Source organism: Streptomyces polyasparticus (assembly GCF_014493765.1).
Lineage (GTDB): Bacteria > Actinomycetota > Actinomycetes > Streptomycetales > Streptomycetaceae > Streptomyces > Streptomyces polyasparticus.
On the sequence record NZ_JACTVJ010000015.1, the window covers coordinates 44,414 to 70,742 of the forward strand.

At 70.2% G+C, this 26,329-nt stretch carries 22 protein-coding genes; 6 read left to right on the forward strand and 16 right to left on the reverse strand.

Annotation, left to right across the window (positions count from 1 at the left end; all coding sequences use genetic code 11):
• Window positions 1–500: 500 nt before the first annotated feature.
• Genes H9Y04_RS29560 through H9Y04_RS29570 form a run of 3 tightly spaced genes read right to left on the reverse strand, consistent with a single transcriptional unit; the run spans window position 501 to window position 3,450 of the window.
• Window positions 501–1,733 carry a dipeptidase gene (locus H9Y04_RS29560; RefSeq protein WP_187817144.1) on the reverse strand — a complete coding sequence of 411 codons (1,233 nt, stop codon included), beginning with the start codon at window positions 1,731–1,733 and terminating at the stop codon, window positions 501–503.
• Between the two features lie 59 nt (window positions 1,734–1,792).
• The gene (gene purE, locus H9Y04_RS29565; RefSeq protein WP_187817145.1) at window positions 1,793–2,314 is read right to left on the reverse strand and encodes a 5-(carboxyamino)imidazole ribonucleotide mutase; all 522 of its coding nucleotides are present in this window, start codon (window positions 2,312–2,314) and stop codon (window positions 1,793–1,795) included.
• Window positions 2,311–3,450: a 5-(carboxyamino)imidazole ribonucleotide synthase gene (locus H9Y04_RS29570; protein WP_187817146.1), complete on the reverse strand. Its 1,140-nt coding sequence runs from the start codon at window positions 3,448–3,450 to the stop codon at window positions 2,311–2,313. Before H9Y04_RS29570 ends, purE begins: the two co-directional genes overlap by 4 nt.
• 127 nt (window positions 3,451–3,577) lie before the next feature.
• Between H9Y04_RS29570 and H9Y04_RS29575 the strand changes: the two genes are divergently transcribed.
• On the forward strand, window positions 3,578–4,078 hold the full coding sequence (locus H9Y04_RS29575; protein ID WP_187817147.1) for a GtrA family protein: 501 nt from the start codon (window positions 3,578–3,580) through the stop codon (window positions 4,076–4,078).
• Between the two features lie 17 nt (window positions 4,079–4,095).
• On the opposite strand, the gene H9Y04_RS29580 is transcribed toward H9Y04_RS29575, so the two are convergent.
• Window positions 4,096–5,361: a sensor histidine kinase gene (locus tag H9Y04_RS29580; protein WP_187817148.1), complete on the reverse strand. Its 1,266-nt coding sequence runs from the start codon at window positions 5,359–5,361 to the stop codon at window positions 4,096–4,098.
• Window positions 5,362–5,439: 78 nt separating this feature from the next.
• Complete coding sequence (locus tag H9Y04_RS29585) at window positions 5,440–6,117, reverse strand: response regulator transcription factor (protein ID WP_187817149.1); 678 nt, start codon at window positions 6,115–6,117, stop codon at window positions 5,440–5,442.
• Window positions 6,118–6,649: 532 nt separating this feature from the next.
• On the opposite strand from H9Y04_RS29585, the gene H9Y04_RS29590 reads away from it, so the two are divergent.
• Both H9Y04_RS29590 and H9Y04_RS29595 read left to right on the forward strand, forming a co-directional pair.
• Window positions 6,650–8,164 carry a peptide MFS transporter gene (locus tag H9Y04_RS29590; protein ID WP_187817150.1) on the forward strand — a complete coding sequence of 505 codons (1,515 nt, stop codon included), beginning with the start codon at window positions 6,650–6,652 and terminating at the stop codon, window positions 8,162–8,164.
• Between the two features lie 123 nt (window positions 8,165–8,287).
• A complete protein-coding gene (locus H9Y04_RS29595; RefSeq protein WP_187817151.1) occupies window positions 8,288–9,193 on the forward strand; it encodes an alpha/beta hydrolase in 906 nt (301 codons plus the stop codon).
• Between the two features lie 138 nt (window positions 9,194–9,331).
• On the opposite strand, the gene H9Y04_RS29600 is transcribed toward H9Y04_RS29595, so the two are convergent.
• The 6 genes from H9Y04_RS29600 to H9Y04_RS29625 form a co-directional block, all read right to left on the reverse strand.
• The gene (locus H9Y04_RS29600) at window positions 9,332–10,678 is read right to left on the reverse strand and encodes a hypothetical protein (RefSeq protein WP_187817152.1); all 1,347 of its coding nucleotides are present in this window, start codon (window positions 10,676–10,678) and stop codon (window positions 9,332–9,334) included.
• A 14-nt stretch (window positions 10,679–10,692) separates the two neighbouring features.
• Window positions 10,693–11,883 (reverse strand): hypothetical protein, encoded by a 1,191-nt coding sequence (locus H9Y04_RS29605; protein WP_308801159.1) that lies wholly within the window; start codon window positions 11,881–11,883, stop codon window positions 10,693–10,695.
• A complete protein-coding gene (locus tag H9Y04_RS29610; protein ID WP_187817153.1) occupies window positions 11,880–12,899 on the reverse strand; it encodes a COG1470 family protein in 1,020 nt (339 codons plus the stop codon). Before H9Y04_RS29610 ends, H9Y04_RS29605 begins: the two co-directional genes overlap by 4 nt.
• A 56-nt stretch (window positions 12,900–12,955) precedes the next feature.
• Window positions 12,956–13,639 (reverse strand): LPXTG cell wall anchor domain-containing protein, encoded by a 684-nt coding sequence (locus tag H9Y04_RS29615; protein WP_187817154.1) that lies wholly within the window; start codon window positions 13,637–13,639, stop codon window positions 12,956–12,958.
• Between the two features lie 233 nt (window positions 13,640–13,872).
• On the reverse strand, window positions 13,873–14,367 hold the full coding sequence (locus tag H9Y04_RS29620; RefSeq protein WP_187817155.1) for an ATP-binding protein: 495 nt from the start codon (window positions 14,365–14,367) through the stop codon (window positions 13,873–13,875).
• A gap of 195 nt (window positions 14,368–14,562) precedes the next feature.
• Entirely contained in the window at window positions 14,563–14,931 is a 369-nt protein-coding gene (locus H9Y04_RS29625) for an STAS domain-containing protein (protein WP_187817156.1), read from the reverse strand.
• A 273-nt stretch (window positions 14,932–15,204) separates the two neighbouring features.
• Between H9Y04_RS29625 and H9Y04_RS29630 the strand changes: the two genes are divergently transcribed.
• Entirely contained in the window at window positions 15,205–16,176 is a 972-nt protein-coding gene (locus H9Y04_RS29630) for an RNA polymerase sigma factor SigF (RefSeq protein WP_438818164.1), read from the forward strand.
• A gap of 118 nt (window positions 16,177–16,294) precedes the next feature.
• Here the strand turns inward: H9Y04_RS29630 and hutI are convergent, their stop codons facing one another.
• From hutI to hutU, 4 genes are all read right to left on the reverse strand, one after another.
• Window positions 16,295–17,464, reverse strand: coding sequence for an imidazolonepropionase (gene hutI, locus H9Y04_RS29635; protein ID WP_187817157.1), 1,170 nt, complete (start codon window positions 17,462–17,464; stop codon window positions 16,295–16,297).
• Window positions 17,465–17,683: 219 nt separating this feature from the next.
• The gene (locus H9Y04_RS29640) at window positions 17,684–19,021 is read right to left on the reverse strand and encodes a formimidoylglutamate deiminase (RefSeq protein ID WP_187817158.1); all 1,338 of its coding nucleotides are present in this window, start codon (window positions 19,019–19,021) and stop codon (window positions 17,684–17,686) included.
• Window positions 19,012–20,202, reverse strand: coding sequence for an allantoate amidohydrolase (locus tag H9Y04_RS29645; RefSeq protein ID WP_187817182.1), 1,191 nt, complete (start codon window positions 20,200–20,202; stop codon window positions 19,012–19,014). The genes H9Y04_RS29640 and H9Y04_RS29645 overlap by 10 nt, the downstream gene beginning before the upstream one ends.
• A 17-nt stretch (window positions 20,203–20,219) precedes the next feature.
• On the reverse strand, window positions 20,220–21,902 hold the full coding sequence (gene hutU / locus H9Y04_RS29650; protein ID WP_187817159.1) for a urocanate hydratase: 1,683 nt from the start codon (window positions 21,900–21,902) through the stop codon (window positions 20,220–20,222).
• Between the two features lie 167 nt (window positions 21,903–22,069).
• Between hutU and H9Y04_RS29655 the strand changes: the two genes are divergently transcribed.
• Window positions 22,070–23,431, forward strand: coding sequence for a type III PLP-dependent enzyme domain-containing protein (locus H9Y04_RS29655; RefSeq protein ID WP_187817160.1), 1,362 nt, complete (start codon window positions 22,070–22,072; stop codon window positions 23,429–23,431).
• Between the two features lie 63 nt (window positions 23,432–23,494).
• Here the strand turns inward: H9Y04_RS29655 and H9Y04_RS29660 are convergent, their stop codons facing one another.
• Window positions 23,495–24,748, reverse strand: a complete 1,254-nt coding sequence (locus tag H9Y04_RS29660) for a hypothetical protein (RefSeq protein ID WP_187817161.1) — start codon at window positions 24,746–24,748, stop codon at window positions 23,495–23,497.
• A gap of 196 nt (window positions 24,749–24,944) precedes the next feature.
• On the opposite strand from H9Y04_RS29660, the gene H9Y04_RS29665 reads away from it, so the two are divergent.
• On the forward strand, window positions 24,945–26,315 hold the full coding sequence (locus H9Y04_RS29665; RefSeq protein WP_187817162.1) for an APC family permease: 1,371 nt from the start codon (window positions 24,945–24,947) through the stop codon (window positions 26,313–26,315).
• Window positions 26,316–26,329: the final 14 nt, after the last annotated feature.

Below are 26,329 nucleotides of genomic sequence, written 5' to 3' on the forward strand. Positions count from 1 at the left end.
GGGGTGCGGGTGGGGGTGCCTGCGGCGGGCGGATGTCCCCTACCCGCCCCTTCCCGAAACCGGGGCTCCGCCCCGGACCCCCGGGGTGGGTGGCCAACACGGGGCTGAGCCCCGGCTTGCGAGCGCCCGGGGTGGGTGGGCCTGCGGGGGCTTCGCCCCCTGCGCCCCCGCATCCGAACTTCGTTCGGATCTGCTCAAACGCCGCAGGGGCTGGATTGCCGAACCGGCTGGAAGCCCCACCGAGCGGCAGCCGCGGAACCGGCCGGAGGGGACGGGGTGGGGTGCCTGGTTTTCGGGCGGACCGTCAACACCAACGCGAGTCCCTCGGTACCGGCCCACATTGCCCGAAAACCAGGTACCCCACCCCGGCACCGACCCCACGCCGAACCGCAGGCGCAGCCAAGGCGGCAGAGCGCCGGACACGAAGCGGCAGCGACAGCAGAGGGGGGTCCGGGCTGCGCCCGCCCCCAGACCCCGCCGCCGCCTCCGACCGCAGGGCGCTAGTTGGCGTTCACCCCGTCCAAGGAATCCAGCGTCGCGTTCGAAGGACCCCGCTGGGACTGGAGCGACGCGGCCACCGATTCCGCGTCGCGCAGGGCGCGGACCGCGTTGGACCAGGTCAGCTTGGAGAGGTCCGTGGACGACCAGCCCCGGCGCAGGAGCTCCGCGATCAGGTTGGGGTAGCCGGCCACGTCGTCGAGGCCGGACGGGGTGAAGGCCGTGCCGTCGTAGTCGCCGCCGATGCCGATGTGGTCGATGCCGGCGACCTCGCGCATGTGGTCCAGGTGGTCGGCCACGGTCGAGACGGTGGCGATCGGGCGCGGGTTCGCCGCCTCGAAGGCGCGGTGGATCTCCATCGCCTCGGGGGTGGTGTCCAGGTGGTGGCGGCCGTGCGCGCGCATGTTCTCGTCCGCCGCCTGCGTCCAGGCCACGGCCGCGGGCAGGATGAACTTCGGGACGAAGGTGGCCATGGCCACGCCACCGTTGGCGGGCAGCTGGGCCAGCACGTCGTCCGGGATGTTGCGCGGGTGGTCGCAGACCGCGCGGGAGGAGGAGTGGGAGAAGATCACCGGGGCCACGGACTCGTCCAGTGCGTCCCGCATCGTCGAGGCCGCAACGTGGGAGAGGTCGACGAGCATGCCCGTGCGGTTCATCTCGCGGACGACCTCGCGGCCGAAGGCCGACAGACCGCCGACACCGGGCTCGTCCGTCGCCGAGTCCGCCCACGCGATGTTGTCGTTGTGGGTCAGCGTCATGTAGCGCACGCCCAGTGCGTACAGCGCGCGCAGCGTCGCAAGCGAGTTGTTGATCGAGTGGCCGCCCTCGGCGCCCTTCAGGGAGGCGATCCGGCCCTCGCCGCGGGCCTTCTCCATGTCGTCCGCGGTCAGCGCGCGGGCGAGGTCCTTCGGATACGCGGCGAGCAGCTGGTCGACACAGTCGATCTGCTCGAGCGTGGCGCTGACCGCGTCCTCGCCGGCCATGTCGCTGCGTACGTACACCGACCAGAACTGCGCACCGACCCCGCCGGCCCGCAGCCGCGGGATGTCGGTGTGCAGCCGGCCGCGCAGATCTCCGGCGATGTCGCGCCGCGCGAGGTCGTACCGCACGGTCTCGCGCAGCGCCCAGGGCAGGTCGTTGTGCCCGTCGACCACGGGGTGCTCGGCGAGCAGGTCGAGGGCCTCGGCCAGGTACGGAGAGAGATCGGTGTCCGGCGACGAGGAGGGAGAAGTCATGCCCCCAACGTAACCCCGGGGGCATGACCTGCTCATAAGCGCCGGACCCGAGCGGACTCCTACTTCGCGAAGCCGAAGGATTTGTTGCCCTCCGCCTTGGCGCGCAGGCGGCGGCCCTTCTCGGTGGCCTGGTCGTTGAGCTCCTGCTGGAACTCCCGCATCCGGCCGAGCAGTTCGGCGTCCGAGGTCGCGAGGATCCGTGCCGCGAGCAGTCCGGCGTTGCGGGCGCCGCCCACCGACACCGTGGCGACCGGCACACCGGCCGGCATCTGCACGATGGACAGAAGCGAGTCCATGCCGTCCAGGTACTTCAGCGGTACGGGGACGCCGATCACCGGCAGCGGCGTCACCGAGGCCAGCATGCCCGGCAGATGGGCCGCTCCCCCGGCGCCCGCGATGATCGCCTTGAGACCACGGTCGGCCGCCTCCTCGCCGTACGCGATCATCTCGCGCGGCATCCGGTGCGCCGAGACCACATCGACCTCGTACGGGATCTCGAACTCGGCGAGCGCCTGCGCGGCCGCCTCCATCACGGGCCAGTCGGAGTCCGAGCCCATGACAATGCCAACGACAGCACTCATTCGGTGATCGTTCCTCGCAGGTAGCCGGCGGCGTGCGATGCGCGCTCGAGCACATCGTCCAAGTCGTCGCCGTAGGTGTTGACATGACCGACCTTGCGGCCGGGCTTCACATCCTTGCCGTACATATGGATCTTGAGCTGGGGGTCCCTGGCCATGCAGTGCAGATACGCGGAGTACATGTCCGGGTAGTCGCCGCCGAGGACGTTCGCCATCACGGTCCACTTGGCGCGCGGGCGCGGGTCCCCGAGCGGCAGATCGAGCACGGCGCGTACGTGGTTGGCGAACTGGGAGGTGACGGCGCCGTCCTGGGTCCAGTGGCCCGAGTTGTGGGGGCGCATCGCCAGCTCGTTGACCAGGATGCGGCCGTCGGGCGTCTCGAAGAGCTCGACGGCGAGGTGCCCGACGACACCCAGTTCGTGGGCGATGCGCAGGGCCAACTCCTGGGCACTGCCCGCCAGTTCCGCCGAGAGATCGGGCGCGGGCGCGATCACCGTGTCGCAGACGCCGTCCACCTGGCGGGACTCCACGACCGGGTAGGCCACGGCCTGGCCGTGCGGCGAGCGGACGACGTTGGCCGCCAACTCCCGTACGAACTCCACCTTCTCCTCGGCGAGCACCGGGACACCGGCCCGGAACGGATCGGCGGCGTCTTCGGCGGAACGTACGAACCACACGCCCTTGCCGTCGTAACCGCCGCGCACCGTCTTGAGGATGACAGGGAAGCCCCCGCCCTCCTCCGCGAACGCGACCACGTCCGCCACATCGCGCACGATGCGATGGCGCGGGCAGGGTGCGCCGAGCGCGGTGAGGCGCTCGCGCATCACGCCCTTGTCCTGCGCGTGCTGGAGCGCATCGGGCCCGGGGCGTACGGGGATTCCGTCCGCCTCCAGGGCGCGCAGGTGCTCCAGGGGCACATGCTCGTGGTCGAAGGTGATCACGTCACAACCGCGCGCGAAGTCACGCAGCGTGTCCAGGTCGCGATAGTCGCCGATGACGACATCGCCGACGACCTGCGCCGCGGAATCCGTGGGGGTGTCACTGAGGAGCTTGAACCTGATGCCGAGCGGGATGCCTGCTTCGTGCGTCATGCGCGCGAGCTGCCCACCGCCGACCATGCCGACTACCGGGAACGTCACATCCTCCAGGGTAATGGCCCCCGGGATACGTAAAGTCCTACGAGTCCTGCGTCACACATCACAGCGTGGTTAGCATGGTCGGAAGACATAAGCGGGGGAAACGACCGAACGGGGCTGGCCGATCACCATGAGTGAGCGTGGCGCACTGCGCGCACAACTGGATCAGCTCTGGCGGGAGATCGCGAAGTTCGGTGCCGTGGGTGGCGTCGGCATGCTGGTCAACCTCGGCGTCTTCAACCTGCTGCGGCACACCACGGAGATCCCCGTGGTGCGCGCCTCGATCCTCGCGACGGCCGTGGCGATCTGCTGCAACTACGTGGGGTTCCGGTACTTCACTTACCGTGACCGGGACAAGAGCAGTCGTACGAAGGAGATGACGCTCTTCCTGCTGTTCTCGATCGTGGGACTCGTGATCGAGAACGGGGTGCTGTACGCGGCGACGTACGGATTCGGCTGGGACAGCCCGCTGCAGTCCAATGTCTTCAAGTTCGTCGGCATCGGGATCGCGACGCTGTTCCGGTTCTGGTCGTACCGCACGTGGGTGTTCCGGACGCTGCCGGCCCGTGAGGCCGTGGCCAGCGCGGAATCGTTCCTCGAGGAGTCCTCGCCGGAGCGCACGCGGCGCTGAGCCGCTCCTCGCCGTCGCTAGCGGACCGTGCGCTCCTCGTCCGCCGGTGTCCGCGGCGTGCTGGACAGGAACAGGCCGAACACCGGCGGCTGCGCCTGCAGCATCTCCAGACGGCCGCCGTCCGCCTCCGCCAGGTCGCGGGCGACCGCGAGGCCGATGCCGGTGGAGTTGCGGCCGCTGATGGCGCGCTCGAAGATCCGGGTGCCGAGCTCGGGCGTCACGCCGGGCCCTTCGTCCGTGACCTCGATGACCACCTGGTTGCCCGCGACGCGGGTGCGCAGCGCGACCGTGCCGCCGCCGTGCATCAGGGAGTTCTCGATCAGGGCCGCGAGCACCTGGGCGACCGCGCCCGGGGTGCCGACGGCCCGCAGGTTCTGCTTTCCGGAGTGCACGATGGCGCGGCCCGCGCTGCGGTAGGCCGGGCGCCACTCCTCCAGCTGCTGTTTGACGACCTCGTCGAGGTCGAAGGAGACCGCCGAACCCGTACGGGGATCACGGGAGTTGGTGAGCAGCCGCTCCACCACGTCGGTGAGCCGCTCCACCTGGGTGAGCGCGATGGTCGCCTCCTCCTTCACCGTGTCCGGGTCGTCGGTGAGCGTGATCTCCTCCAGGCGCATGGAGAGCGCGGTCAGCGGGGTGCGGAGCTGGTGGGAGGCGTCGGCGGCGAGCCGGCGTTCGGCGGTCAGCATGCGGGCGATGCGCTCGGCCGAGGAGTCGAGGACGTCGGCGACCCGGTCGAGCTCGGGCACGCCGTAGCGCTTGTGGCGCGGGCGGGGGTCGCCCGAGCCGAGGCGTTCGGCGGTCTCCGCGAGGTCGGTGAGCGGGGACGCGAGCCGGTTGGCCTGGCGTACGGCGAGCAGCACGGCGGCGATCACGGCGAGCGTGGCCACCGCGAGGATCATGAGGAGCGTGCGCCAGACCTCGTTGGTCACCGAGGAGCGGGGCTCCTGGACCGTGACGGTCTCGCCCTGCTCGCCCTTCTCCTCGGCCTCGATGACATCGCCGGCGGGGCGCTCGCCGATCTCGATGGGGTCGCGGCCGGGGATCTCGATCAGGGCATAGCGCCCGCCGTCGACCTGGTCGCCCAGGACCTGGGCGCTGATCGACTCATGGCCGAGGATGCGGGAGTCGACGATGGACGCGAGCCGCACCGCCTCGGACTCCACCCGCTCCTGGGCACTGGTGGTGATCGTCCGGGTCTCCACGATGACCAGGGAGACCCCGAAGACGGCGATCACGACGAGCACCACGGCGAGCGTGGAGTTGATCAGACGGCGGCGCACAGGGGGGACCTTTCGGTACGAGGGGGTTCAAGGGGCGGTCCCCCACACCCCCCGTATCAGCTCTGCCTCGGCTCCGCGTCAGCTCTTCTCGAAGCGGAAGCCCACTCCGCGCACCGTGGCGATGTAGCGCGGGTTGGCCGCGTCGTCGCCGAGCTTCTTGCGCAGCCAGGAGATGTGCATGTCGAGGGTCTTGGTGGAGGACCACCACGTGGTGTCCCAGACCTCGCGCATCAGCTGGTCGCGGGTGACGACCCGGCCCGCGTCGCGCACCAGGACCCGCAGGAGGTCGAACTCCTTGGCGGTGAGCTGGAGTTCCTCGTCGCCCATCCAGGCGCGGTGCGACTCGACGTCGATCCGCACGCCGTGCGTGGCGGGCGCCTCCTTGACCTCCGCGGCGCCGCGCCGCAGCAGGGCCCGTACGCGGGCGAGCAGTTCGGCCAGGCGGAAGGGCTTGGTGACATAGTCGTCGGCGCCGGCGTCGAGGCCGACCACCGTGTCCACCTCGTCCGCGCGGGCGGTCAGGATGAGGATCGGGATCGCGTGCCCGTCGGCCCGCAGCCTCCGTGCGACCTCCAGGCCGTCCATCCCCGGCAGCCCCAGATCGAGCACCACCAGGTCGACACCGCCCTGCAGGCCCGCGTCGAGAGCGGTCGGTCCGTCTTCGCGTACTTCGACCTCGTAACCCTCCCTGCGCAGTGCACGGGCCAGTGGCTCCGAGATGGACGCGTCATCCTCGGCGAGCAGTACACGGGTCATGGCCCTGATGGTAGTCGGCCCGGGCTGCGGAGATACGGGCATCCGGCATGCCTTCCGTACCTCTGGGGCAGGAGGGCCGCATGGGAGCCCCAAGAGGTACGGAGCACCTTGAGAGACCTGCGAGACTGTTGGCGTTTCTCGTGAGTTACCTTCGAATTGCGGGTTCGGTTCCATCAGGGCTTGTGATCCAGCTCTCAAATGCTTCCATACGCACCCTTAATCTCTTTATGGTGTGCGAACGCCTATAACCCCAGATGGGACTTTCGGCCCCCTGAATCAGCCGAAAGTCTCTTATTGCGGGGCGAGGTTGCGCCGCAACCTTTAGTGATTGACCTATGGGCCGGGCCCCCTGCGCGAAGAAGCGCGAGGGGCGTGGATCCCGGAGCGCACTGCTCTCTTCTTCGTCTCCGTACGGAACGAGGCCCCCTGGGCGTGGGGACGAGCTGAGGCGACCGGTGCCGGCCACCCCCCACCGGGCGCGCATCACGCTCACAGCTGCGTGCAGCGCGTCCCGAGCGAACAAGGAACGACCATGGCGTCCAGCCTGACGAAGCCTTCCGCCGCCGGCGAGAAGACCTTCTTCGGCCACCCCCGCGGCCTGGCCACACTCTTCATGACCGAGATGTGGGAGCGCTTCTCCTACTACGGCATGCGCGCGCTGCTCGTGATGTACCTGATCTCCGGTGGCGCCGATGCCGCGACCGGTTCCCAGGGCGGCGGCCTCGCCTACACGGCGGCGGCCGCGACCGCGATCTACTCGGTCTACGTGTCGCTCGTGTACCTCTTCACGCTGCCCGGCGGCTGGTTCGGTGACCGCGTCTGGGGCGCCCGCAAGACGGTCGCCATCGCGAGCGTCGTGATCGTCGCCGGTCACGTCAGCCTCGCGCTGCCCACGCAGGTGATGTTCTTCGTCGGTCTGGCCCTCGTGGCCGTCGGCTCCGGCCTCCTGAAGGCCAACATCTCCACGATGGTCGGCCAGCTGTACACCGACCCGAAGGACGTCCGTCGCGACGGCGGCTTCACGATCTTCTACATGGGCATCAACCTCGGTGCCTTCGCCGCTCCGTTCGCGATCGGCATCCTCGGCGAGAAGGTCAACTGGCACCTCGGCTTCGGTCTCGCGGCCGTCGGTATGGCGCTCGGCGCCATCCAGTTCATGATCGGCTCGAAGCACCTGGCCCCGGTCTCCAGCGAGGTCCCGAACCCGCTGACCGCGCCCGAGAAGCGCGCCGTCATCACCAAGACGCTGGCCGCCATCGCCGTGACCGCCGCGTTCTACCTGGTCGTCGCCTTCACCGGTGTCTGGGACCTGACCCTCAACTGGGCGCTGCTCCCGATCACCATCATCGGCCTGGTCGTCCCGATCGCCGTGATCGCCCGCATCAAGTCCGACAAGGACCTGAACGGCGAAGAGCAGACCAAGATGAACGCGTTCATCTGGTTCTTCGTGGCCGCGGCCGTGTTCTGGATGATCTTCGACCAGGGCGGCTCGACGCTGTCGATCTTCGGTGAGACCTCCACCGAGCGCTCGATCTTCGGCTGGACCATGCCGAACACGCTGTTCCAGTCGCTGAACCCCGGCTTCGTCATGATCTTCGCGCCGATCGTCGCCGCGATCTGGCTGGCCCTGGCCCGCCGCAACCGCGAGCCCGACACCGTCGTGAAGTTCTCGATGGGTCTGGTCATCATCGGCGCCTCGTTCTTCGTCTTCCTGGTCCCCATGGGCATGGCGGGCGAGGGCAAGGTCTCCATGTGGTGGCTGGTGCTCATCTTCCTGATGCACACCTTCGGTGAGCTGTGCCTGTCCCCGGTGGGTCTGTCCCTGACCACCAAGCTGGCGCCCCGCAAGTACGCCGCCCAGATGATGGGTGTCTTCTTCCTCGCCGTCACCGCCGGTGACTCCGTGACCGGCATGCTCTCCATCGCCGGTGTGGACCTCAACGGCAAGGGCGTCGTCGCCCTGGAGGCCGCCGCCGCGGTCCTGGCCGGCTTCGCGATCTACATGTCGCGCAAGAAGGTCAAGTCCCTGATGGGTGACGTCCGCTGAGGTAGCTCACGGATCGCGCGTCTCGTACGCCGCTCTCGAACGAAGGGCCGTCGCACCACTCGGTGCGGTGGCCCTTCGTGTTTCTCCCGTGGACCGCGGCGCGCCCCGTGGACGATGCGGGACATGCGCCTCCTCCCGCGCCGCCCGACCCCGCGCCACGCGCTTCCGCGCCGCACGTTCCCGCGCCACGCGCCGCACCACTCCTTCCCGCGCCTCTCGCTGCGCCGCGTCTCGCTCGCGCTGCTCGCCTGCGCGGGGCTGCTGTCGTCCTCCGCGGCTCCGGCCGTCTCCGATCCGGTCGTACGGAAGTTCTCCTACGGATCGCACGCACGGCAGACCGTCACCGTGTACGGGGACCACGGCCCGGCGCTCGTCATCGTGCACGGCGGCTACTGGGCCGACGACACGGACTGGAGCCGCTGGGCGCGCTGGTTCGCCACGGAGGGCTTCCGCGTGTACGACGTGGACTACCGGCTCAACTCCGACGCCCGCTGGCCCGCACAGCGCACGGACGCCCTTGCCGCCCTCGACTGGGTGGCCCGGCACAGCGGCATGCGCCCGGTGGTGCTCGGCTCGTCCGCGGGCGGCCAGATCGCCACGGTCGCGGGCGGGTACGGGGAGGGCGCGTCCCGGGTACGCGGGGTCGTGGCGCTGTCGCCCGTGGCCACGCCGCGGCGGGCGTGGACGGACGGGGGCCGCGCCACGGCCTCGGCCAAGCAGCAGCGGCTGCGCAAGGAGGCGCGTCGGCTCGCGGGCTGCACGCCGTCGGTCTGCCCCGCGCAGTGGCGGTCGATGGCGGCGGCGACGTATGCGTCGGGTCCGGACGACGCCCCACTGTTCCTGGTGCACTCGGCCTCGGAGTTCGTGCCGCCGGCGCACTCGCGGGATCTGTCATCGGCCGCGCGGGGAGCGGGACTTGGCGATGTCACCGTCCGTACGGTGGCGGGCTCGGCGCACGGGGCGGCCCTGCTGTCGTCGGCCGCCGTGCGGGGTGCGGTGGTGGACTGGCTGCGGTCGCGGTCCGGTTGAGGGCGGGGCCTTTTCCCCTACCCGCCCCTTCCCGAAACCGGGGCTCTGCCCCGGACCCCGTATCCGAACTTCGTTCGGATGTCCTCAAGCGCCGGACGGGCTGGATACGCAGCCCGTCCGACACCGTTGGACCATCACTTACTGCGTGCGTCGCCGCGGCATGAACGTGAAGACCGCTCCGCCGAGGAGGATCACCGTGCCGGCCACGAGGCCGAGCGCGCGCAAGGCGCCGTCGGACTCGGCGCCGGTCTCGGCGAGGTTGCCGCCGTCCGTACCGGCCGAGGCCGTGGAGCCGCTGTCGCCGCCGCCGGCCACTCCGCCGTCGTCCTTCACGTCGAGTTCGAGGGAGACGTTGGTCTTGACCGCCTTGCAGAGCACCTTGATGTCCTGCCCGCCCAGGTTGACGCTGATCGTCATGTCACCGGGGCTGAGGCCCACCTTGCCGTCCGCGCCCGGCTTGTAGGTGCCGGTCATGTCCGAGAGCGCGACCGGAGCGTCCTTCGGGATCTTCTCCTTGTTGGCCGGCCCCTTCACATCGACCGAGCCGGTCTCCGCGCCGCTCACCTTGATCTTCATCGAAGGTGCCATGGCGTTGGCCGGCAGCTCCATCGGCATCGTCATCAGACCCTTGGCGGTCGACACCGTGAGGTCGTAACTGTTGCCGTTCTTCTTGGCGTTGACGGTCGCCGCGCCCTTGATGTTCTTCTTCGGGCTGGGCGAGGCGCACTCGAAGTCGACCGTGGCCTCCTTGCCCTTGAAGTCGCTCCCGCCGCCGCCACCGCCCGCGTCGCCGCCGCCGGTCGAGGTCGTACCGCCGGCCGTCGTACCGCCGGCTGTCGTGCCACCGGCTGTCGTGCCACCGGACGTGGTCGTACCGCCGTTGTCACCGCCGCCCGTCGTGGTCGTGCCGCCGGAGGTGGTCGTGCCGCCGTTGTTGCCGCCACCGGTGGTCGGGGCGGGCTCGCCGGTGACCTTGACGGTGACCGCGGTCGGCACCTTCTCCAAGGGGACGCACTCGGTGTCCACGGTGAAGCCGCTGACCTTGGCGTTGATGTTGTACACATCCGGCGTCAGGGTGAGGTCACCGGGCGCCGTCAGCTTGAACTTGCCCTTCATGTCGGCGAGTTTCATGTCGCCGCCCTTGGGGATGGCCGGGTTCTTGCGCGGCCCCTCCAGCTTGATGTCGCCCGTCTGCGCGCCCGCCGCCTTGATGGTGCCGGTCGGGAGCAGCGAGTCCGCGGGCAGATCGATGATGTCGGGGTTCTTCGACGCGGCCTGGACGAATTTCCAGGTCACCTCGATCTCGTCGCCCACCTTCGCCTCGGCGGGAGCCGTGATGTCGGCGATCGACGTGCCCTCGATCGGGTCCGAGCCCATGCTCGGCGTGCACTTGGCCTTCCAGGTCGACTCTGCCGCCTGGGCGGGTGCCGCGGTCAGCAGTATTCCCGCGCCGCCGAGCATGAGCGCGACGCCCAGCGCGCTCACTCTCCTTTGAGTGTTCACGTAGTGCCCTTCCTCTCGGATGAAGCTGGTGGAGCTGGTGGATTGGGGCGGTTCTCTTGCGGTGCGGAGTGCTGTGCCGGTACGCCCGGCGCGGTGTCCGGGGTGAACCACGGCAGGGTGGCGGTGGTGCCGGTCCCGTTCGCGGCGGCCCCGGAGTTCTGGGGGGTGGGTACGGGTGCCGTCGCATCCGGATCGCCCTTGGGGCGTCCCGGCACACGCGGCTTCTTGTGCTCGCCGCCGACGCCCGACAAGGGCCCCCGCAGCTTCGGCAGCTTCGCGGTGACCTCCGCGAGCCGGCGTGACCTGTTGCCCTTGCGGGTGGGCCGCACCCGGTCGACCACGGCCATGCCGATACGGAACACGGCGGCCGGCACGACGATGCAGAGCAGGATCCAGAAGAGCGTCACGCCCCACGGCCTCGGCACACCCCACGGCTGCTCGGCGAGCACCTTGCCGCCGTACTGGAGGGAGACCAGATAGTCGCCGTGGGCGCCGGCGTCGAGCTGGACGGACAGTTCGACCTGGGCCTTCTGCCCCGGCGCGATGGTGCCCTTCCACTGCTGTTCCTCCCACTGCGGCGCGAAGACGCCGTGCGAGGTGCCGACTTTGAAGACGGGGTCCGTGACGGGTGCGGAGCCCAAGTTGCCCATGGTCACGACGAGTTTGCGGCTCTGCGGGGAGCCGAACCAGTTGAGGATCCCGCTGTCGCCCTCGAACCGGGGCGCCGCGAGCACGGCGAGCCTGCCGCCGCTCGTACGGTCGGGAAGCGCCTTGACCGGATGGCCCGCGACCTTGAACGGCACCTGGGCCGTGGCCTTCTCGCCCGTCACGGTCGCCACATGGATCACACAGGGGCAGGCCTTGGGCGGCTCGGCCACCGGGACCTTCTGCTTGAACTCGCCCTTGTCGCTGGTGTTGATGGCCACCCCGTCGGCGTTGGCGCAGCTCGGGGTGCCGCCGATCATGTTCTGGCCGCAGATGAGGATCGTCACCAGGGCGCCGGGCTTCCATCCCTTGCCGCTGACGGTGACCTCGCCGCCCTTGCCCGCCTCTTCCTTGTCGACGGATATGGACGGTTTCTCCGCGGCGGCGGCGCCCGGCGCCGGGAGCGTGACGAACGCCAATGCCGCCAAGAGCGCGGCCACCAGCGGGCTCAGCCACTTCGAGCGGTAGCGGTCGACGTTCACTTCTTCTCTCCCGTCCCTGCGGAAACCAACTCGCGCTGTCCGTCCTCTGGTTGCAGCTCTGCGGTGAACGCTTCGAGCGCGCGTCTGCGCCGTACGGTGAAGACCGCGAGCCCCGCACAGCCGGCGACCAGCGCGCAGCCGCCCGCCACCGCGGCCCAGGGCACCAGGCGCACCTCGGCGGCCTCGCTGTCCTTGCCCGCGCCGTCCGCGGAGACCGTGAGTTCCACCCGTACGGAATCGAAGGCGGGCCGGTCCGTCCAGGGTTCGGTGAGCGTGATCTCGCGGCCGGGCAGGAGCTCCACCGGCAGCGGGCGCGCGGGGCGGTCGAGCACCTCGCCGAAGAGGCCTTCGGCGTGCACGGCGAGCTTCGGTGCGAGCACCGTGTTGCCGCGGTTCACCAGGGAGTACGTGATGGTGTCGCCGTCGACGGACACATCCTCGACGGTGACCGCGGACAGCGTGGGCCCGCTGACCCGCAGATGCACCCGCACCCCCATCTTGCGCTCGCCCGCCTGGGCGATGACGGCCGCGGGATGGTCGCCCGGCATCGCGCCCTCGGGCACCGCCACCGAGAACGGCACGCGGGCGGCGGTGTGTGGCGGGATCTTCACCTCGTCGTCGGCGAAACGCAGCCAGCTCCCCGCGTCCTGCGGCTTGTCGGTGCCCTTGGTGTCGCGCACCGCGAAGGAGCCGTCCGCCCGGTTGTAGGCCTCGGCGGCCCGCAGCTTCACGACGGTGGGCTCGGAACCCGGGTTCGTCACCGTGACGCTGTCCTCGAGGACCGTGCCCGCCGCCCCCTCCATGTAGAAGTAGGGCCGCCCCTCTCCGGCAGCGCCTCTGCCGCTGCCGGAGGAGGGGGCGATGGACCACGTGGGGTCCTTGTCCTTGGCGGACACCGCGCGGTCCTTCGCGGACACCGCGCGCTCCGCCGATGCCGCCGCGCCGCCCGTGGGCAGCCCTACGAGACCCGCGACAGCGAGCAGGCATACGGCGGCGCTACGGTGACCGGACAGCATCGGCGGCTCCAAGTGCGGTTCTTCGCGGGCGCGTTGAGCGGGCGCGTTGTGTTGACCTACCGGCGGGCCGCTTGGTTGCGCCGGGTCAGCCACAGAACGCCGCCGGCACCGACGAGCAGCACCGTGCCGCCGAGCGTACCGAGCGCGACCGCGGAGTCCTGCGGACCGGTCTGCGGCAGTTCCGAGCCGCCGGCCGGAGCGCTCTGGGAGTCGCCGGCCGTGCCGCCGCCGCCCGCGCCCTTGACGTCCATTTCGAGGGACGGCTTGGGGTTGTTCTTCGCCGTGCACGTGGTGGTGGTCGACATCGCCGAGATGGTGAGCGTCCCCGCGGTGAAGGTGACCTTGCCGCTGCCCTTGGGCGTGTACGTGCCCGTCATCGGATGGATCTTGATCGGCGCGTTGGCCGGGATGGTCTCCGGATTGCCGCCCGCCGAGACCTTGATCGTGCCGCTTTCGGCACCGCCCAGCTTGATCTGGGCGCTGGGCTTCATCACGCCCTTCTCGAGAGCGATCGGGCTGGACGAGACACCCTTGTTGAACGTCATCGTGATCTTGTAGCCGCTGCCGGCCTTCTCGGCCTTGATATCGACCGGTGAGACCGCGCTTTTCGGACCGATCGGCGTCTTGCAGTCGTAATTGACGTCCACCACGGTGGCGTGAGCAGCGGGGGCGGCCAGCAGTACCGCCGAGCCGGCCAAGGCCGCGGCTAGAAGCGCGGCGGCGCTTTTCTGGTACGACACCTCGAATTCCCCTCATGCCGGGAGTGAAGGCCATCGGCACCTGGAGCCTTGCCCCTGCAGGTTACTGACGGCACATCAGATTGGGCGCTCAAGGTACGCCCGGGGCCAAGACATGGGAAGACAAACAACGAGGCGGTTTGGTGGAGGCGCTTGACCTGCGCTTTTGGGCTCGTTGACAAGAGTTCAGCAGCGAAAGGAGGTTCGAGCGGCGCCGTTTCGAAGGCGTGAAAGGGTTATACGGGTGAGGCGAGTTCGGCCCACACCGTCTTGCCCGCGACCCCCGGGGTACGCACAACGCCCCAGTCGAGACAGAGGCGTTGGACGATGAACATGCCGTGCCCGCCGGGGCGGCCCGCGCGGTGCGGTGTGCGCGGTGCGGGATCGCCCGTGCCCTGGTCGCTCACTTCGAGACGGAGCACTTTGCCGTCGCTGCCGATCCACAGCTCGCGGGCGCCCTCGGCATGCAGACAGGCGTTGGTGACGAGCTCCGAGACGACCAGGAGGACATCCTCGGCGGCGGCGCGGCGGTCGGCGGTCGCGGCGGGCAGCCAGCCCCACTCATACAGGGCCTGCCGGGTGAAGTCACGCGCGAGGGGCACGACGCCGCTCTCGCCCGCAAGGCTCAGCCTGCGCACCAGATGGCGGGCGGGCGCTGCATCCGCGTCCGGGCCGGCGGCGCCGGACTCCGGACCGCGGTCGCCCGGCGAGAGGGGCCGGGTGGTGCTCATCAGCGCTTCACCTCACCGATTCACCAGTCGTAGTTACTACGGGGCCACCAGCCCCTGACAACAGTTCCGCTGCGTCTCCTGCCCGCCCGCGCCGTACGAACACCCACTTTTCCCCTGAGGAAAATGTGATGCGGATTACGTACTGGTCACAGCAAGGGCAACGGCCGATAACGAAGGCCGCCGAGACGGCCGGAGTCACTCCACGAGCGCGGCCTCGATGTCGGGGTGAACGGTGAAGACCGCCTCGGCCCCGGTGATCTCGAACACCCTGGCCACCACCGGCTGCATCCCCGCCAGATGCACCCCGCCACCTTCGGCCTCGGCTTTCAGGCGGGCGCCGAGCAGGACGTTGAGTCCGGTGGAATCACAGAACTCCAGGCGCGAGCAGTCCACGACGAGCCGGGTGACCCCCTCGGCGATCGCCTGCTCCAGTGGCTCGCGCAACAGATCCGCGGTGTGGTGATCGAGCTCACCCGCGGGCACGAAGACAGCACTGCTGCCCACGCTCCGCACACCGACCTGAAGCCGGCCCCGATGTGCGCTGCCGACCGTGCCGCGGTCCATGCCGCTCCTCTTTCGCTGCGTCCCGAGCTGATGCCCCCCATCCGGCGAAGAGTCCTGCGGACTCTCGCCGACCCCTCTGAACATACGCCTTCTGTACGACGTGGGGTACCCGAACAACCTCATGATTTCGGACAATTCGGTTGTAATCGCACTTGCAAGGGGGTGAGGGAACCGGGTAGGCCTAGAAGAAGACCTGTTCACCACGGCCGGCTTCGGAGGCGCCGCACACCGCACAGTGCACGTATTGGCATCGGCAGCCATATGCCGAGAACGATGGAGGACACCATGTCACCCCGGCTCGACGCATCGCCTACCCGCAAAGCGACGTCGACACCCCCACCGGACCACATCGACACCGACCCCCATATCCCCGCTCCGCGCGCCTCGGCAGACCCCACACCTGCCGCAGACACCGGGGCGGAGCTCACCGACCTCGCGGATCTCTCGGACCTTCCCGAGATCCCGCCGTACGACGAAGTGGCCCCGCAGGACGCACGGGCCCTGTCGAAGACGCTCTTCGCCCGCCTCGAGGCGCTCGAAGAGGGCACCCACGAATACGCGTACGTCCGCAACACGCTCGTGGAACTCAACCTCGCCCTGGTGAAGTTCGCCGCCTCCCGCTTCCGTTCGCGCAGCGAACCGATGGAGGACATCATCCAGGTCGGCACCATCGGCCTGATCAAGGCGATCGACCGCTTCGAGCTCAGCCGTGGCGTCGAGTTCCCGACCTTCGCGATGCCGACCATCGTCGGGGAGATCAAGCGTTTCTTCCGCGACACCTCCTGGTCCGTGCGCGTACCGCGCCGGCTGCAGGAGCTGCGGCTCGACCTGGCCAAGGCCGGGGACGTGCTCGCGCAGGAGCTCGACCGCGCGCCGACGGTGGGCGAGCTGGCCGAGCGGCTCGACATCAGCAAGGACGAGGTCGTCGAGGGGATGGCCGCGAGCAATGCGTACACCGCGAGCTCGCTGGACGCCCAGCCCGAGGAGGACGACTCCGAGGGTGCCCTCGCGGACCGTATCGGCTACGAGGACCACGGGCTCGAAGGCATCGAGTACGTCGAGTCGTTGAAGCCCCTGATCGCGTCCCTGCCGGCGCGTGACCGCAAGATCCTCTCGCTGCGCTTCGTGGCCAATATGACGCAGTCCGAGATCGGCGAGGAGCTGGGCATCTCGCAGATGCACGTCTCGCGCCTGCTCTCGCGCACGCTCGGGCGGCTCCGCAAGGGGCTGACGGTCGAGGAGTGAGCTGCACCTCTCCAGGTTTCCGGAGGCGCTCCCCAGTCAATTGGGGGGCGCCTCCAGCCTGTTGAGGGCCAAGGGGTTCTGCGGCCGCTGAGGGTGAGGGGTCCTGCGGCCGATGAGGCTAGGGGGTCCTGCGGCCGCGCTGCCACACCGCCGATACGAGGGGGACGCCCGGGCGGTAGGCCAGGTGGACGTGGCTCGGGGCGTCGAGGAGCGCGAGGTCGGCGCGGGCGCCCGGGGTCAGGCGGCCGACGTCCGTGCGGCGCAGGGCCTGCGCGCCGCCTGCGGTCGCGGACCACAGGGCCTCGTCCGGGGTCATCCGCATGTCCCGTACGGCCAGGGCGATGCAGAACAGCATCGAGGACGTGAACGACGAGCCCGGATTGCAGTCCGTGGACAGCGCGACGGTGACGCCGGCGTCGAGGAGGCGGCGGGCGTCGGGCCACTGGGCGCGGGTGGAGAACTCGGCGCCCGGCAGCAACGTCGCGACGGTGTTGCCGCTCGCGAGCGCGGTGACGTCCTCGTCGGTCAGGTGGGTGCAGTGGTCGGCGGACGCGGCGTCCAGCTCCACGGCGAGCTGCACGCCCGGGCCGTACGTGAGCTGGTTGGCGTGCACGCGGGCCATGAGGCCCTTCGCCTGGCCCGCGGTGAGGATCGCGCGGGCCTGGTCGCCGTCGAAGGCGCCCTTCTCGCAGAAGACGTCGATCCAACGGGCGTACGGGGCACAGGCGTCGAGCATCTCGCCGGTGACAAGGTCGACGTAGGCCGCGGGGTCGTCCTTGTGGTCCGGGCTCACGATGTGGGCGCCGAGGTAGGTGACCTCGTCGGTGTGCCTGCTCGCGATGCGCAGGGCGCGGGACTCGTCGTGGGTGGTGAGTCCGTAGCCGGACTTGGTCTCGAACGTGGTGGTGCCCTGCTTGCGGGCTTCGGCCAGGTACCGGACGAGGTTGGCCTCCAGCTCCTCGTCGCTCGCCGCGCGCGTGGCCTTCACCGTGGTCCGGATCCCTCCGGCCTTGTAACTGCGGCCCTCCATGCGGGCGTTGAACTCTGCGGTCCGGTCTCCCGCGAAGACCAGGTGGGAGTGCGAGTCCACGAACCCCGGGATGCCCGCGCGGCCCTTTGCGTCGTACGCCTCGTCGGCGTCCGGCGCGTCTTTGCTCGCGCCCACCCAGGCGATGGTCTCGCCGTCGATCACGACGGCGGCGTCTCGGATCCGGCCGAGCTTGCCCTCGCCTTGGGCGGGGTCGTTGGTGACCAGGTTCCCGATGTTCGTGATGACGGTGCTCGTCATGGCTCTCTCTCCGTGGGATTGCTTCTTTTCCCCCACCCCGCCCCTTCCCGAAACCGGGGGCTCCGCCCCCGGACCCCCTGCGCGCTGAACGCGCTCGTCCTCAAACGCCGGACGGGCTGAATCAGCCCCTCCGGCGTTTGAGGATCCGAGCGGAGCTCGGATGCGGGGTCTGGGGCAGAGCCCCAGTTTCGGGAAGGGGCGGGGTGGGGTGAGAAAAGGTCAGGACCTCAGCGCAGCGACTGCCGCGGCCAGCTCACCGGCCGCGTCCGGCACCGAGGTGTGCACCCCGTCCCGGACCACCTGGCGCCCGCCCACCACCGTGTGCCGGACATCCGCGGAGGTCGCCGCGAAGACCGCCGTCTCCGCAGCCAGCCGCGGCAACGGGCCGGCCGTACGCACAGAGTCCAGGGCCACGCACGTGAAGTCGGCCAGAGCGCCCGGCTCAAGGACGCCACCCGACGGCCAGCCCAGCGCCGCGTACCCGTCCGCCGACGCCGCCCGCAGGAGCGCCGCCGCCGTCCAGTGCCCCCGGGTCCGCGTACGGAGCCGCTCGTTGAGCTCCATCGCCCGCGCCTCCTCGAAGGGGTCGATCACCGCGTGCGAGTCCGAGCCCAGGGACAGCGGCGAACCCGCGCGCTGGAGGTCGGCCGCCGGGCCGATCCCGTCGGCGAGGTCACGTTCCGTCGTGGGGCACATGCACGTGCCCGTACCGGAGGAGCCGAGCAGACGGATGTCCTCGGGCGTGAGGTGGGTGTTGTGGACACCCGTGGTCGAAGCCCCGAGCACCCCGTGGTCCGCGAGCAGCTGCGTGGGCGTGCAGCCGTGCGCCTCCTGGCAGGCCGCGTTCTCCGCGGTCTGCTCCGAGAGGTGGACGTGCAGGGGCGCCGAGCGCGACCGGGCCCAGTCCGCCACCGTCCCCAACTGGGCCGCGGGCACGGCCCGTACGGAGTGCACGGCCGCCCCGATACGGACACCCTCGCGCTCCTTCAGGGCGGAGACCCGCGAGGCCCACGCCTCCGCGTCGCCGTCCGAGAAGCGCAGCTGGTGCTCGTTGGGAGCCGCACCGAAGCCCGAGGACAGATAGGCCGTGTCGAGGAGCGTGAGCCGGATCCCCGCCTCCGCGGCGGCCGCGATCAGCGCCTCCCCCATCGCGTTGGGCTCGGCGTAGCGCTGTCCGGCCGGCGCGTGGTGAAGGTAGTGGAACTCGCCCACCACCGTCATCCCGGCCAGCGCCATCTCCGCGTACACGGCCCGCGCGAGCCGGAAGTACGACTCGGGGGTGAGCCGGGACGCCACCTGGTACATGACCTCGCGCCAGGTCCAGAAGGTGCCGGAGCCGACCTGCACCGTGCCGCGCAGCGCCCGGTGGAAGGCGTGCGAGTGCGCGTTCGCCAGGCCGGGGAGCGTGAGGCCGCGCAGGACCACCGCGCCCGCGGGGGGCGCGTCGACTCCCTTGCGTACGGCGGACAGGAGACCGTCCCCGGACACCTCCAGGACGACGCCAGGCTCCACCACCGGGTCGAGCCACGCGTACTCGGCCCAATAAGTCAGCTGCACGCCAAGCCCTCCAGTACGTCCGCCAGTGCGAGCACCCCCGCCACGCAGTCGTCCTCGGCGGCGTATTCGGCCGGGGAGTGCGAGATGCCCGTGAGGTTGCGTACGAACAGCATGGCCGTCGGGATCACCGAGGAGAGGATTCCCGCGTCGTGTCCCGCGCCCGTGCCGAGCACGGGGACGGACCCGCCCATCAGACGGCCCAGCTCGTCGCGCAGGGCGTCCTCGAACTCGATGACCGGCGTGAAGGACTCCCGTACGACGGAAAGGTCCACTCCGTGCCGGTCCGCGTATTCACGGGCCGCCTTCTCGATCGCGGTGACCGTCGCGTCCAGGTCGTCCGGCGAAGGGGCGCGCGAGTCCAGCCAGCCCCGTACCAAGGACGGAATGGCATTCACGCCGTTGGGCTCCACCGCGATCTTGCCGAACGTGGCCACCGCGCCCGCGAGTTCGGCCTCGCGGCGGGCCGCGAGCACCGTCTCCGCATACGGCAGCATCGGGTCGCGGCGGTCCACGAGCCGGGTCGTGCCGGCGTGGTTGGCCTCGCCCCGGAAGTCGAAGCGCCAGCGGCCGTGCGGCCAGATGGCGCTCGCGATGCCGACGGCGTCACCGGTGAGGTCCAGGGCCCGGCCCTGCTCCACGTGGAGTTCGACGTACGCGCCGATCCGGGCGAGGCGCTCGTCGTCGCGGCCGATGGCCGACGGGTCGTATCCCGCGCGTTCCATCGCCTGCGGCAGCGAGATCCCGTCGCCGTCCTTCAGCTCGTACGCCTTCTCGCGCGTCAGCTGTCCGGCCGTGAGCCGGGAGCCGACGCAGGCGAGGCCGAAGCGCGCGCCCTCCTCGTCACCGAAGTTGGTGATCGCGAGGGGCTTGGTGAACTCCACTCCCCTGTGGCGGAGTTCATCGAGGGCGGCGAACGCGCTGACGACACCCAGCGGGCCGTCGAAGGCACCGCCGTCCGGCACGGAGTCGAGATGCGATCCGGTCACGATCGCGTCCCCGGCCATGGGGTCGCCGAGCCACGCCCACTGGTTGCCGTTGCGGTCGACCTCGTAGGTCAGCCCGCGTGCTTCGGCCTCGGACCGGAACCACGCACGGCAGTCACGGTCGGCCTCGGTCCAGGCGAAACGCCGGTAGCCTCCGCTGCCGGCGTCCCGCCCGATGGGCCCGAGATCGGCCCACATCTGTTGGAACGAAGAGGTCACGCGCCCGCACCCGCAGCGCCGTCGTCGCCCTCACGCATGGGCACGCGCACGCCCTTGTCGTCGGCGACGGACTCCGCGATGTCGTAGCCGGCGTCGACATGACGGATGACGCCCATGCCCGGGTCGTTGGTGAGCACGCGGCGGATCTTCTCGCCCGCGAGCTTCGTGCCGTCGGCCACCGAGACCTGGCCCGCGTGGATGGAGCGGCCCATGCCGACGCCGCCGCCGTGGTGCAGGGAGACCCAGGAGGCGCCCGAGGCCACGTTCACCATGGCGTTGAGCAGCGGCCAGTCCGCGATGGCGTCCGAGCCGTCGAGCATGGCCTCGGTCTCGCGGTACGGGGAGGCCACCGAGCCGCAGTCGAGGTGGTCGCGGCCGATGGCGAGCGGCGCGGCCAGCTCGCCGGAGGCCACCATGTCGTTGAAGCGCTCGCCGGCCTTGTCGCGCTCGCCGTAGCCGAGCCAGCAGATACGGGCGGGCAGGCCCTGGAAGTGGACGCGCTCGCCGGCCATCTTGATCCAGCGGTGCAGGGACTCGTTCTCCGGGAAGAGCTCCAGGATCGCCTTGTCCGTCTTGTGGATGTCGCTCGCCTCACCGGAGAGCGCGGCCCAGCGGAACGGGCCCTTGCCCTCGCAGAACAGCGGACGGATGTACGCGGGCACGAAGCCCGGGAAAGCGAACGCCCGGTCGTAGCCCGCCAGTTGGGCCTCGCCGCGGATCGAGTTGCCGTAGTCGAAGACCTCGGCGCCCGCGTCCATGAAGCCGACCATGGCCTCGACGTGCTTGGCCATGGACTCACGGGCACGGGTGGTGAAGCCCGCCGGGTCCTTGGCCGCGTACGACTGCATGTCGTCGAAGTCGACACCGCTCGGCAGGTACGCCAGCGGGTCGTGGGCCGAGGTCTGGTCGGTGACGATGTCGATCGGGGCGCCCTCGGCGAGCATCTGCGGCAGCAGGTCCGCGGCGTTGCCGAGCAGGCCGATGGAGAGCGGACGGCGGGCGTCGCGGGCCTCGGTGGCGAGCTGCAGGGCGTGGGCCAGGCTGTCGGCCTTCACGTCCAGGTACTTGTGCTCGATGCGGCGCTCGATGGCGCGCGGGTCCACATCGATGCAGATCGCGACGCCGTCGTTCATGGTCACGGCGAGCGGCTGGGCGCCACCCATGCCGCCGAGTCCGGCGGTGAGGGTGATGGTCCCGGCGAGCGTGCCGTTGAACTTCTTCGCGGCGACGGCGGCGAAGGTCTCGTACGTGCCCTGGAGGATGCCCTGGGTGCCGATGTAGATCCACGAGCCGGCCGTCATCTGGCCGTACATGGTCAGACCCAGCTGCTCCAGGCGCCGGAACTCCTCCCAGTTCGCCCAGTCGCCCACCAGGTTCGAGTTGGCGATGAGCACGCGCGGCGCCCACTCGTGGGTCTGCATCACGCCGACGGGACGGCCGGACTGGACGAGCATCGTCTCGTCCTGCTTGAGCGTCTGCAGCGTGCGCACCATCGCGTCGAAGGAGCGCCAGTCACGGGCGGCCTTGCCGGTGCCGCCGTAGACGACCAGCTTGTCGGGGTGCTCGGCGACCTCGGGGTCGAGGTTGTTCTGCAGCATCCTGAGGGCGGCTTCCTGCTGCCACCCCAGGGCGCTCAGCTCGCTGCCGCGCGGCGCTCGGACCGGCCGGGGTCCCGACATTGGTGCCTCCTCGTGAAGCGTGCTGCTCGATGCGTCGTACGTGCTGACGGGCGTCCGGGACGTCCGGCGTACGTGATGTTGTTATTCACATCCTGTCCAGCTGAATAGAGCTAGTCAATCCCCTCGTACCTCTGCGAGCCGCCATGGCCGGTGGTTGGCTGGATCTCATGGGGATACGGGAGAACGACGCAGAGGCATCGGCCGGGAATCAGCTCGCGGACCGCCGCGACGCGGCGGTCCGCGCCGCGGTGGAGCAGGGGATCGTGGGGCCGGACACCCCCATCGCCGCGCTCCTCGACATCACCGGCATCCGGCGGTCCGCCGCCGCCCTCAAGTCGGCCTTCACGGCCGCCACTTCGGCCCCGGTCCTGCACGCCTTCGCGGTGAAGGCCTCGCCGCTCGTGCCCGTACTGCGGCTGCTTCGCGAGGAGGGCCTGGGCGCGGAGGTGGCGAGCCCCGGTGAGCTGGCGCTCGCGCGGGCCGCCGGGATCCGGCCCGCCGCCACGGTGCTCGACTCCCCCGCGAAGACACCCGCCGAGCTGCGCGAGGCCCTCGCGCTCGGGATCGCGGTCAACGCCGACAACCCGCAGGAGCTGGCCAGGATCGACGCCCTGGTGCGCTCGGCGCCCAGCCGCTCCCCCATCGGGATCCGGGTGAACCCGCAGACGGGCGGCGGCTCCATCGAGGCCCTCTCCACGGCGACCTCGACCTCGAAGTTCGGGGTGGCGCTGCGCGACGAGGGCGCCCGCGACTGGCTGGTCCGGGCGTATCTCGACCGGCCGTGGCTGACGCGCCTGCACATCCACTCCGGCTCGCAGGGCATCCCGCTCGACCTGCACGTCCAGGGCATCCGCGAGCTGTACGAGCTCGCCGAGGAGATCAACGCACGGGTGGGCCACCGCCGGATCGACACCCTCGACATCGGCGGCGGGCTCTCGGTGAACTTCACCTCGGACGAGGAGACTCCGACGTACGCGGATTTCGTACGGGAGCTGTCGCGGGCGGTGCCCGGCCTGTTCAGCGGGTCGTACGGCCTGGTCACGGAGTTCGGCCGGTCCCTGCTCGCCAAGCACGGCACGATCCTGGCGCGGGTCGAGTACGCCAAGTCGGCGGGCGGGCGGCCCGTGGCCGTCACGCACGCGGGCGCGCAGGTGGCCACGCGCACGGTGTACTCCCCGCAGTCCTGGCCGCTGCGGATCGCCGCGTACGACCCGAAGGGCCGGCCGAAGAGCGGACCCGAGGTGGCCCAGGACGTGGCGGGCCCGGCCTGTTTCGCGGGCGACCTCCTTGCCGCGAACCGGCCACTGCCGCTCCTGGAGCAGGACGACTGGGTGGCCGCGCTCGACACGGGCGCGTACTACTTCGCCCACCACTACGCGTACAACTCCCTTGCCCGCCCCGGGATTCACGGCTTCGCGGCCGATCCGGACGGCAAGGTGCGCTTCGCCGTGGTCCGGGCCGCGCAGACGGTGGAGGAGATCGTGGCGGAGTCGGGCGGCGCGCAGGCGGAGTCTCTCCTGGGCGGCTGATCCGGTGGCATGCACAGAGCCCGGCATCCCTTCGCGGGGGTGCCGGGCTCTCGCTGCGTTCGGTCAGTTGCCGGCGGCCTTGCGACGGCGCACGACGAACACCGCGCCGGCGCCGAGCGCGAGGGCCACGGCGCTCGCGAGGGCGATCTGCGCCGGGTCGGAGGAGGCACCGGTGGAGGCGAGATTGCCCTCGGTGTCGCTGCCGGTGCCGGCCTCGGCCGCGTCGCCCTGCGGCTGCTTGCCACCGCCCTCGCCCTTGCCGTCCTCGGCGCCGGGACGCTGGTCGTCGGCGTCGGGCGTGCCCGGCTTGGCGTCCTCGACCTCGCCCGGCTTGCTGCCCGCGGGCAGGACCTCGAAGTCGTAGCGCTTCATCGGGCCCAGGATGGACGGGTTGTACTCGTCGAAGGCGTCCGCGGCGAAGAGCGCGATGGCGTCGCCGCCCTTGGCCTTGGCGTCGAACTTCACGCGCAGCTGCACGTCGCTGGTGGCGCCCGGCTTCATGGTCTCGATGCGGTCGACGTGCTGGGTGCCCGAGTCGAGGGTGTGCCAGCCGGAGCCGTTGGACCACTGCACCGTCACCGGGTTGTCCTTGTACGCGGTCGCGCTGACCAGGACCAGCGGGTCCACGGTCAGCGTGCGCTCGGTGCCGTTGGTGACCTCGACGGTGAAGTCGAACGTGGTGCCCGCGACGACCTTGGACGGCAGACCGTGCGCGAGCGTGGTCAGCCCCTCCTCACGGACGCTCTCCTCGGCGCCCTTCAGCGCGGCGGCGGCGTTCTTCATCGCCGTCTCGGCGGACGTGACCGCCGTCTTGGCCTTCTCGTAGTCACGGGTCAGCGCGACCCGCTCGTCGGAGTACGCGTCCTCGGCGGCCTCGGCCTCCTCGTCGGCCTCGGTCTTGGCCTCGACGGCCTTCTCCAGCGCGCCCTTCGCCTCGTCGAGCGCCTTCTGCGCCTCGGTCTTCTCGGTCTCGGTCGCGGCCTTGTCCAGCGCGTCCTGGGCGTCCTCGACCTTCTGCTCGGCGGCGGTCACGGCGTCGGCCGCGTCCTTCGCCGCCTTCTGGGCCGCGACCTTCGCGTCCTTCAGGGGCGAGTCGTCGGCCTCGAGGGCGGCCAGGACGGCGGCCTTGGCGGAGACGGCCTCGTCGTAGGCCTTCTCGGCCTCCTCGGCGGCCTTCCGCAGTTCGTCGTACGTGGGCTGCTCCGCCGCACGTATGACGGAAGGCGTCAGAGCGTGGGCGGGGGCCGTGACGGCGAGGGCGGCCGGGGTGGTCACAGCGGCGGCTACGGCAACGGCGAGTACGCGTCGAAGATTCACGCCGGGAGCTTATGCGCGTCACACGTCCGTGTTCCCGGCACTTTTCCCTCGTCAGGCGTCCCCCGTCCCGCCCCGCGGCATTTACATCGGACAGGAGAGGACGGTTGCTCCCGGTGGCCCCGTTGATTCTGTGACTGATGCCATAGATCCCGGGCAGAACTGATCCCGACGCAATCGCCCTCGGGGGAGGTCTTCCGTGTCCGTCACCGAACCGAGCACGACCCCGCAATCCGGAGAACCATCGCTCAAGCGCGCCATCGGCCCCAAACTCCTGATCCTTTTCGTGATCGGCGACATCCTCGGTACGGGGATCTACGCGACCACGGGAAAGGTCGCGGGAAAGGTGGGCGGGGCGCTCTGGCTGCCTTTCGTGATCGGCTTCGTGGTCGCGATCCTCACGGCCGCCTCGTATGTCGAACTGGTCGGCAAATACCCGCGCGCGGCCGGTGCGGCGCTCTACACCCAGAAAGCCTTCAAGGTCCCCTTCATCACCTTCATCGTGGCCTTCATGGTGATGTGCTCGGGCCTGTCGTCGGCGAGTGCGGCGGCCCGGGCGTTCAGCGGCGACTATCTGAGCGAGCTGACCAGTGACGTCCTGCCGCCCACGCTGATCGCGATCACCTTCATCCTGGTCCTTTCCGCGCTGAATCTGCGCGGGGTCTCGGAGTCGGTGAAGACCAATGTGGTCCTGACGATCGTCGAACTCACGGGCCTGGCCGTCATTCTCGCGATCGGCGCGTGGGCGGTCGTCTCGGGCGACGGCGATCCCTCACGGCTCGGCGACTTCGAGGCGAGCGGCACGGGATATGCGTTGATCACCGGCGTACTCGGTGCGACCGCCCTGGGATTCTTCGCCTTTGTCGGATTCGAGGATTCCGTCAACATGGTCGAGGAGACCAAGGATCCCCAGCGCAATTTCCCCCGGGCCATCTTCCTCGGTGTGGCGATCACCGGAACGATCTATGTCCTGGTGGCGCTGATCTCGTCCCTCATGGTCGACCACAAGACCCTGGCCGGTTCGAGCGGGCCGCTGCTCGAAGTCGTCAAGGCCGGCGGGGTGGACTTCCCGCACAAACTCTTCGCGCTGATCGCCTTGTTCGCCGTCACCAACTCGGCGCTGATCAACATCATGATGGCCTCGCGGCTGTGTTACGGCATGGCCAACGAGCGCATTCTGCCGCGGGCCATGGGCCGCGTCCTCGCCAAGCGCCGCACCCCGGTGGTCGGGATCGTGTTCGTGTCGGTCCTGGCGATCGGGCTCGTGTCGACGGGCGAGATCGAAGGCCTCGGCGACACCACGGCCTTCCTGCTCCTGTGTGTCTTCGCCGTGGTCAACATCGCGGTCCTCGTCCTGCGCCGCGACCGGGTCGACCACGCCCACTTCCGCACGCCGACGGTGCTGCCGGTACTCGGCGCCGTCACCGCCCTGATCCTGGCCAGCCCGCTGGCGGACCGGCCGGCGGATGTGTACATCCGGGCCGGTGTGCTGCTCGCGATCGGGATCGCGCTGTGGGCGCTGAACAAGGTGGTGATGAGGGCTCGGGGCGAGGAGGGGTCGGAAGCGTAGGGGCCGGGGGCGCA

Excerpts from the sequence above, each read along its gene's own strand:
- H9Y04_RS29560 (WP_187817144.1), bottom strand. The coding sequence starts at position 1,733 with ATGACTTCTCCCTCCTCGTCGCCGGACACCGATCTCTCTCCGTACCTG.
- purE (WP_187817145.1), bottom strand. The coding sequence starts at position 2,314 with ATGAGTGCTGTCGTTGGCATTGTCATGGGCTCGGACTCCGACTGGCCC.
- H9Y04_RS29575 (WP_187817147.1), top strand. The coding sequence starts at position 3,578 with ATGAGTGAGCGTGGCGCACTGCGCGCACAACTGGATCAGCTCTGGCGG.
- H9Y04_RS29585 (WP_187817149.1), bottom strand. The coding sequence starts at position 6,117 with ATGACCCGTGTACTGCTCGCCGAGGATGACGCGTCCATCTCGGAGCCA.
- H9Y04_RS29590 (WP_187817150.1), top strand. The coding sequence starts at position 6,650 with ATGGCGTCCAGCCTGACGAAGCCTTCCGCCGCCGGCGAGAAGACCTTC.
- H9Y04_RS29595 (WP_187817151.1), top strand. The coding sequence starts at position 8,288 with ATGCGCCTCCTCCCGCGCCGCCCGACCCCGCGCCACGCGCTTCCGCGC.
- H9Y04_RS29610 (WP_187817153.1), bottom strand. The coding sequence starts at position 12,899 with ATGCTGTCCGGTCACCGTAGCGCCGCCGTATGCCTGCTCGCTGTCGCG.
- H9Y04_RS29620 (WP_187817155.1), bottom strand. The coding sequence starts at position 14,367 with ATGAGCACCACCCGGCCCCTCTCGCCGGGCGACCGCGGTCCGGAGTCC.
- H9Y04_RS29625 (WP_187817156.1), bottom strand. The coding sequence starts at position 14,931 with ATGGACCGCGGCACGGTCGGCAGCGCACATCGGGGCCGGCTTCAGGTC.
- H9Y04_RS29630 (WP_438818164.1), top strand. The coding sequence starts at position 15,205 with ATGGAGGACACCATGTCACCCCGGCTCGACGCATCGCCTACCCGCAAA.
- hutI (WP_187817157.1), bottom strand. The coding sequence starts at position 17,464 with ATGACGAGCACCGTCATCACGAACATCGGGAACCTGGTCACCAACGAC.
- H9Y04_RS29645 (WP_187817182.1), bottom strand. The coding sequence starts at position 20,202 with ATGTGGGCCGATCTCGGGCCCATCGGGCGGGACGCCGGCAGCGGAGGC.
- hutU (WP_187817159.1), bottom strand. The coding sequence starts at position 21,902 with ATGTCGGGACCCCGGCCGGTCCGAGCGCCGCGCGGCAGCGAGCTGAGC.
- H9Y04_RS29655 (WP_187817160.1), top strand. The coding sequence starts at position 22,070 with ATGGGGATACGGGAGAACGACGCAGAGGCATCGGCCGGGAATCAGCTC.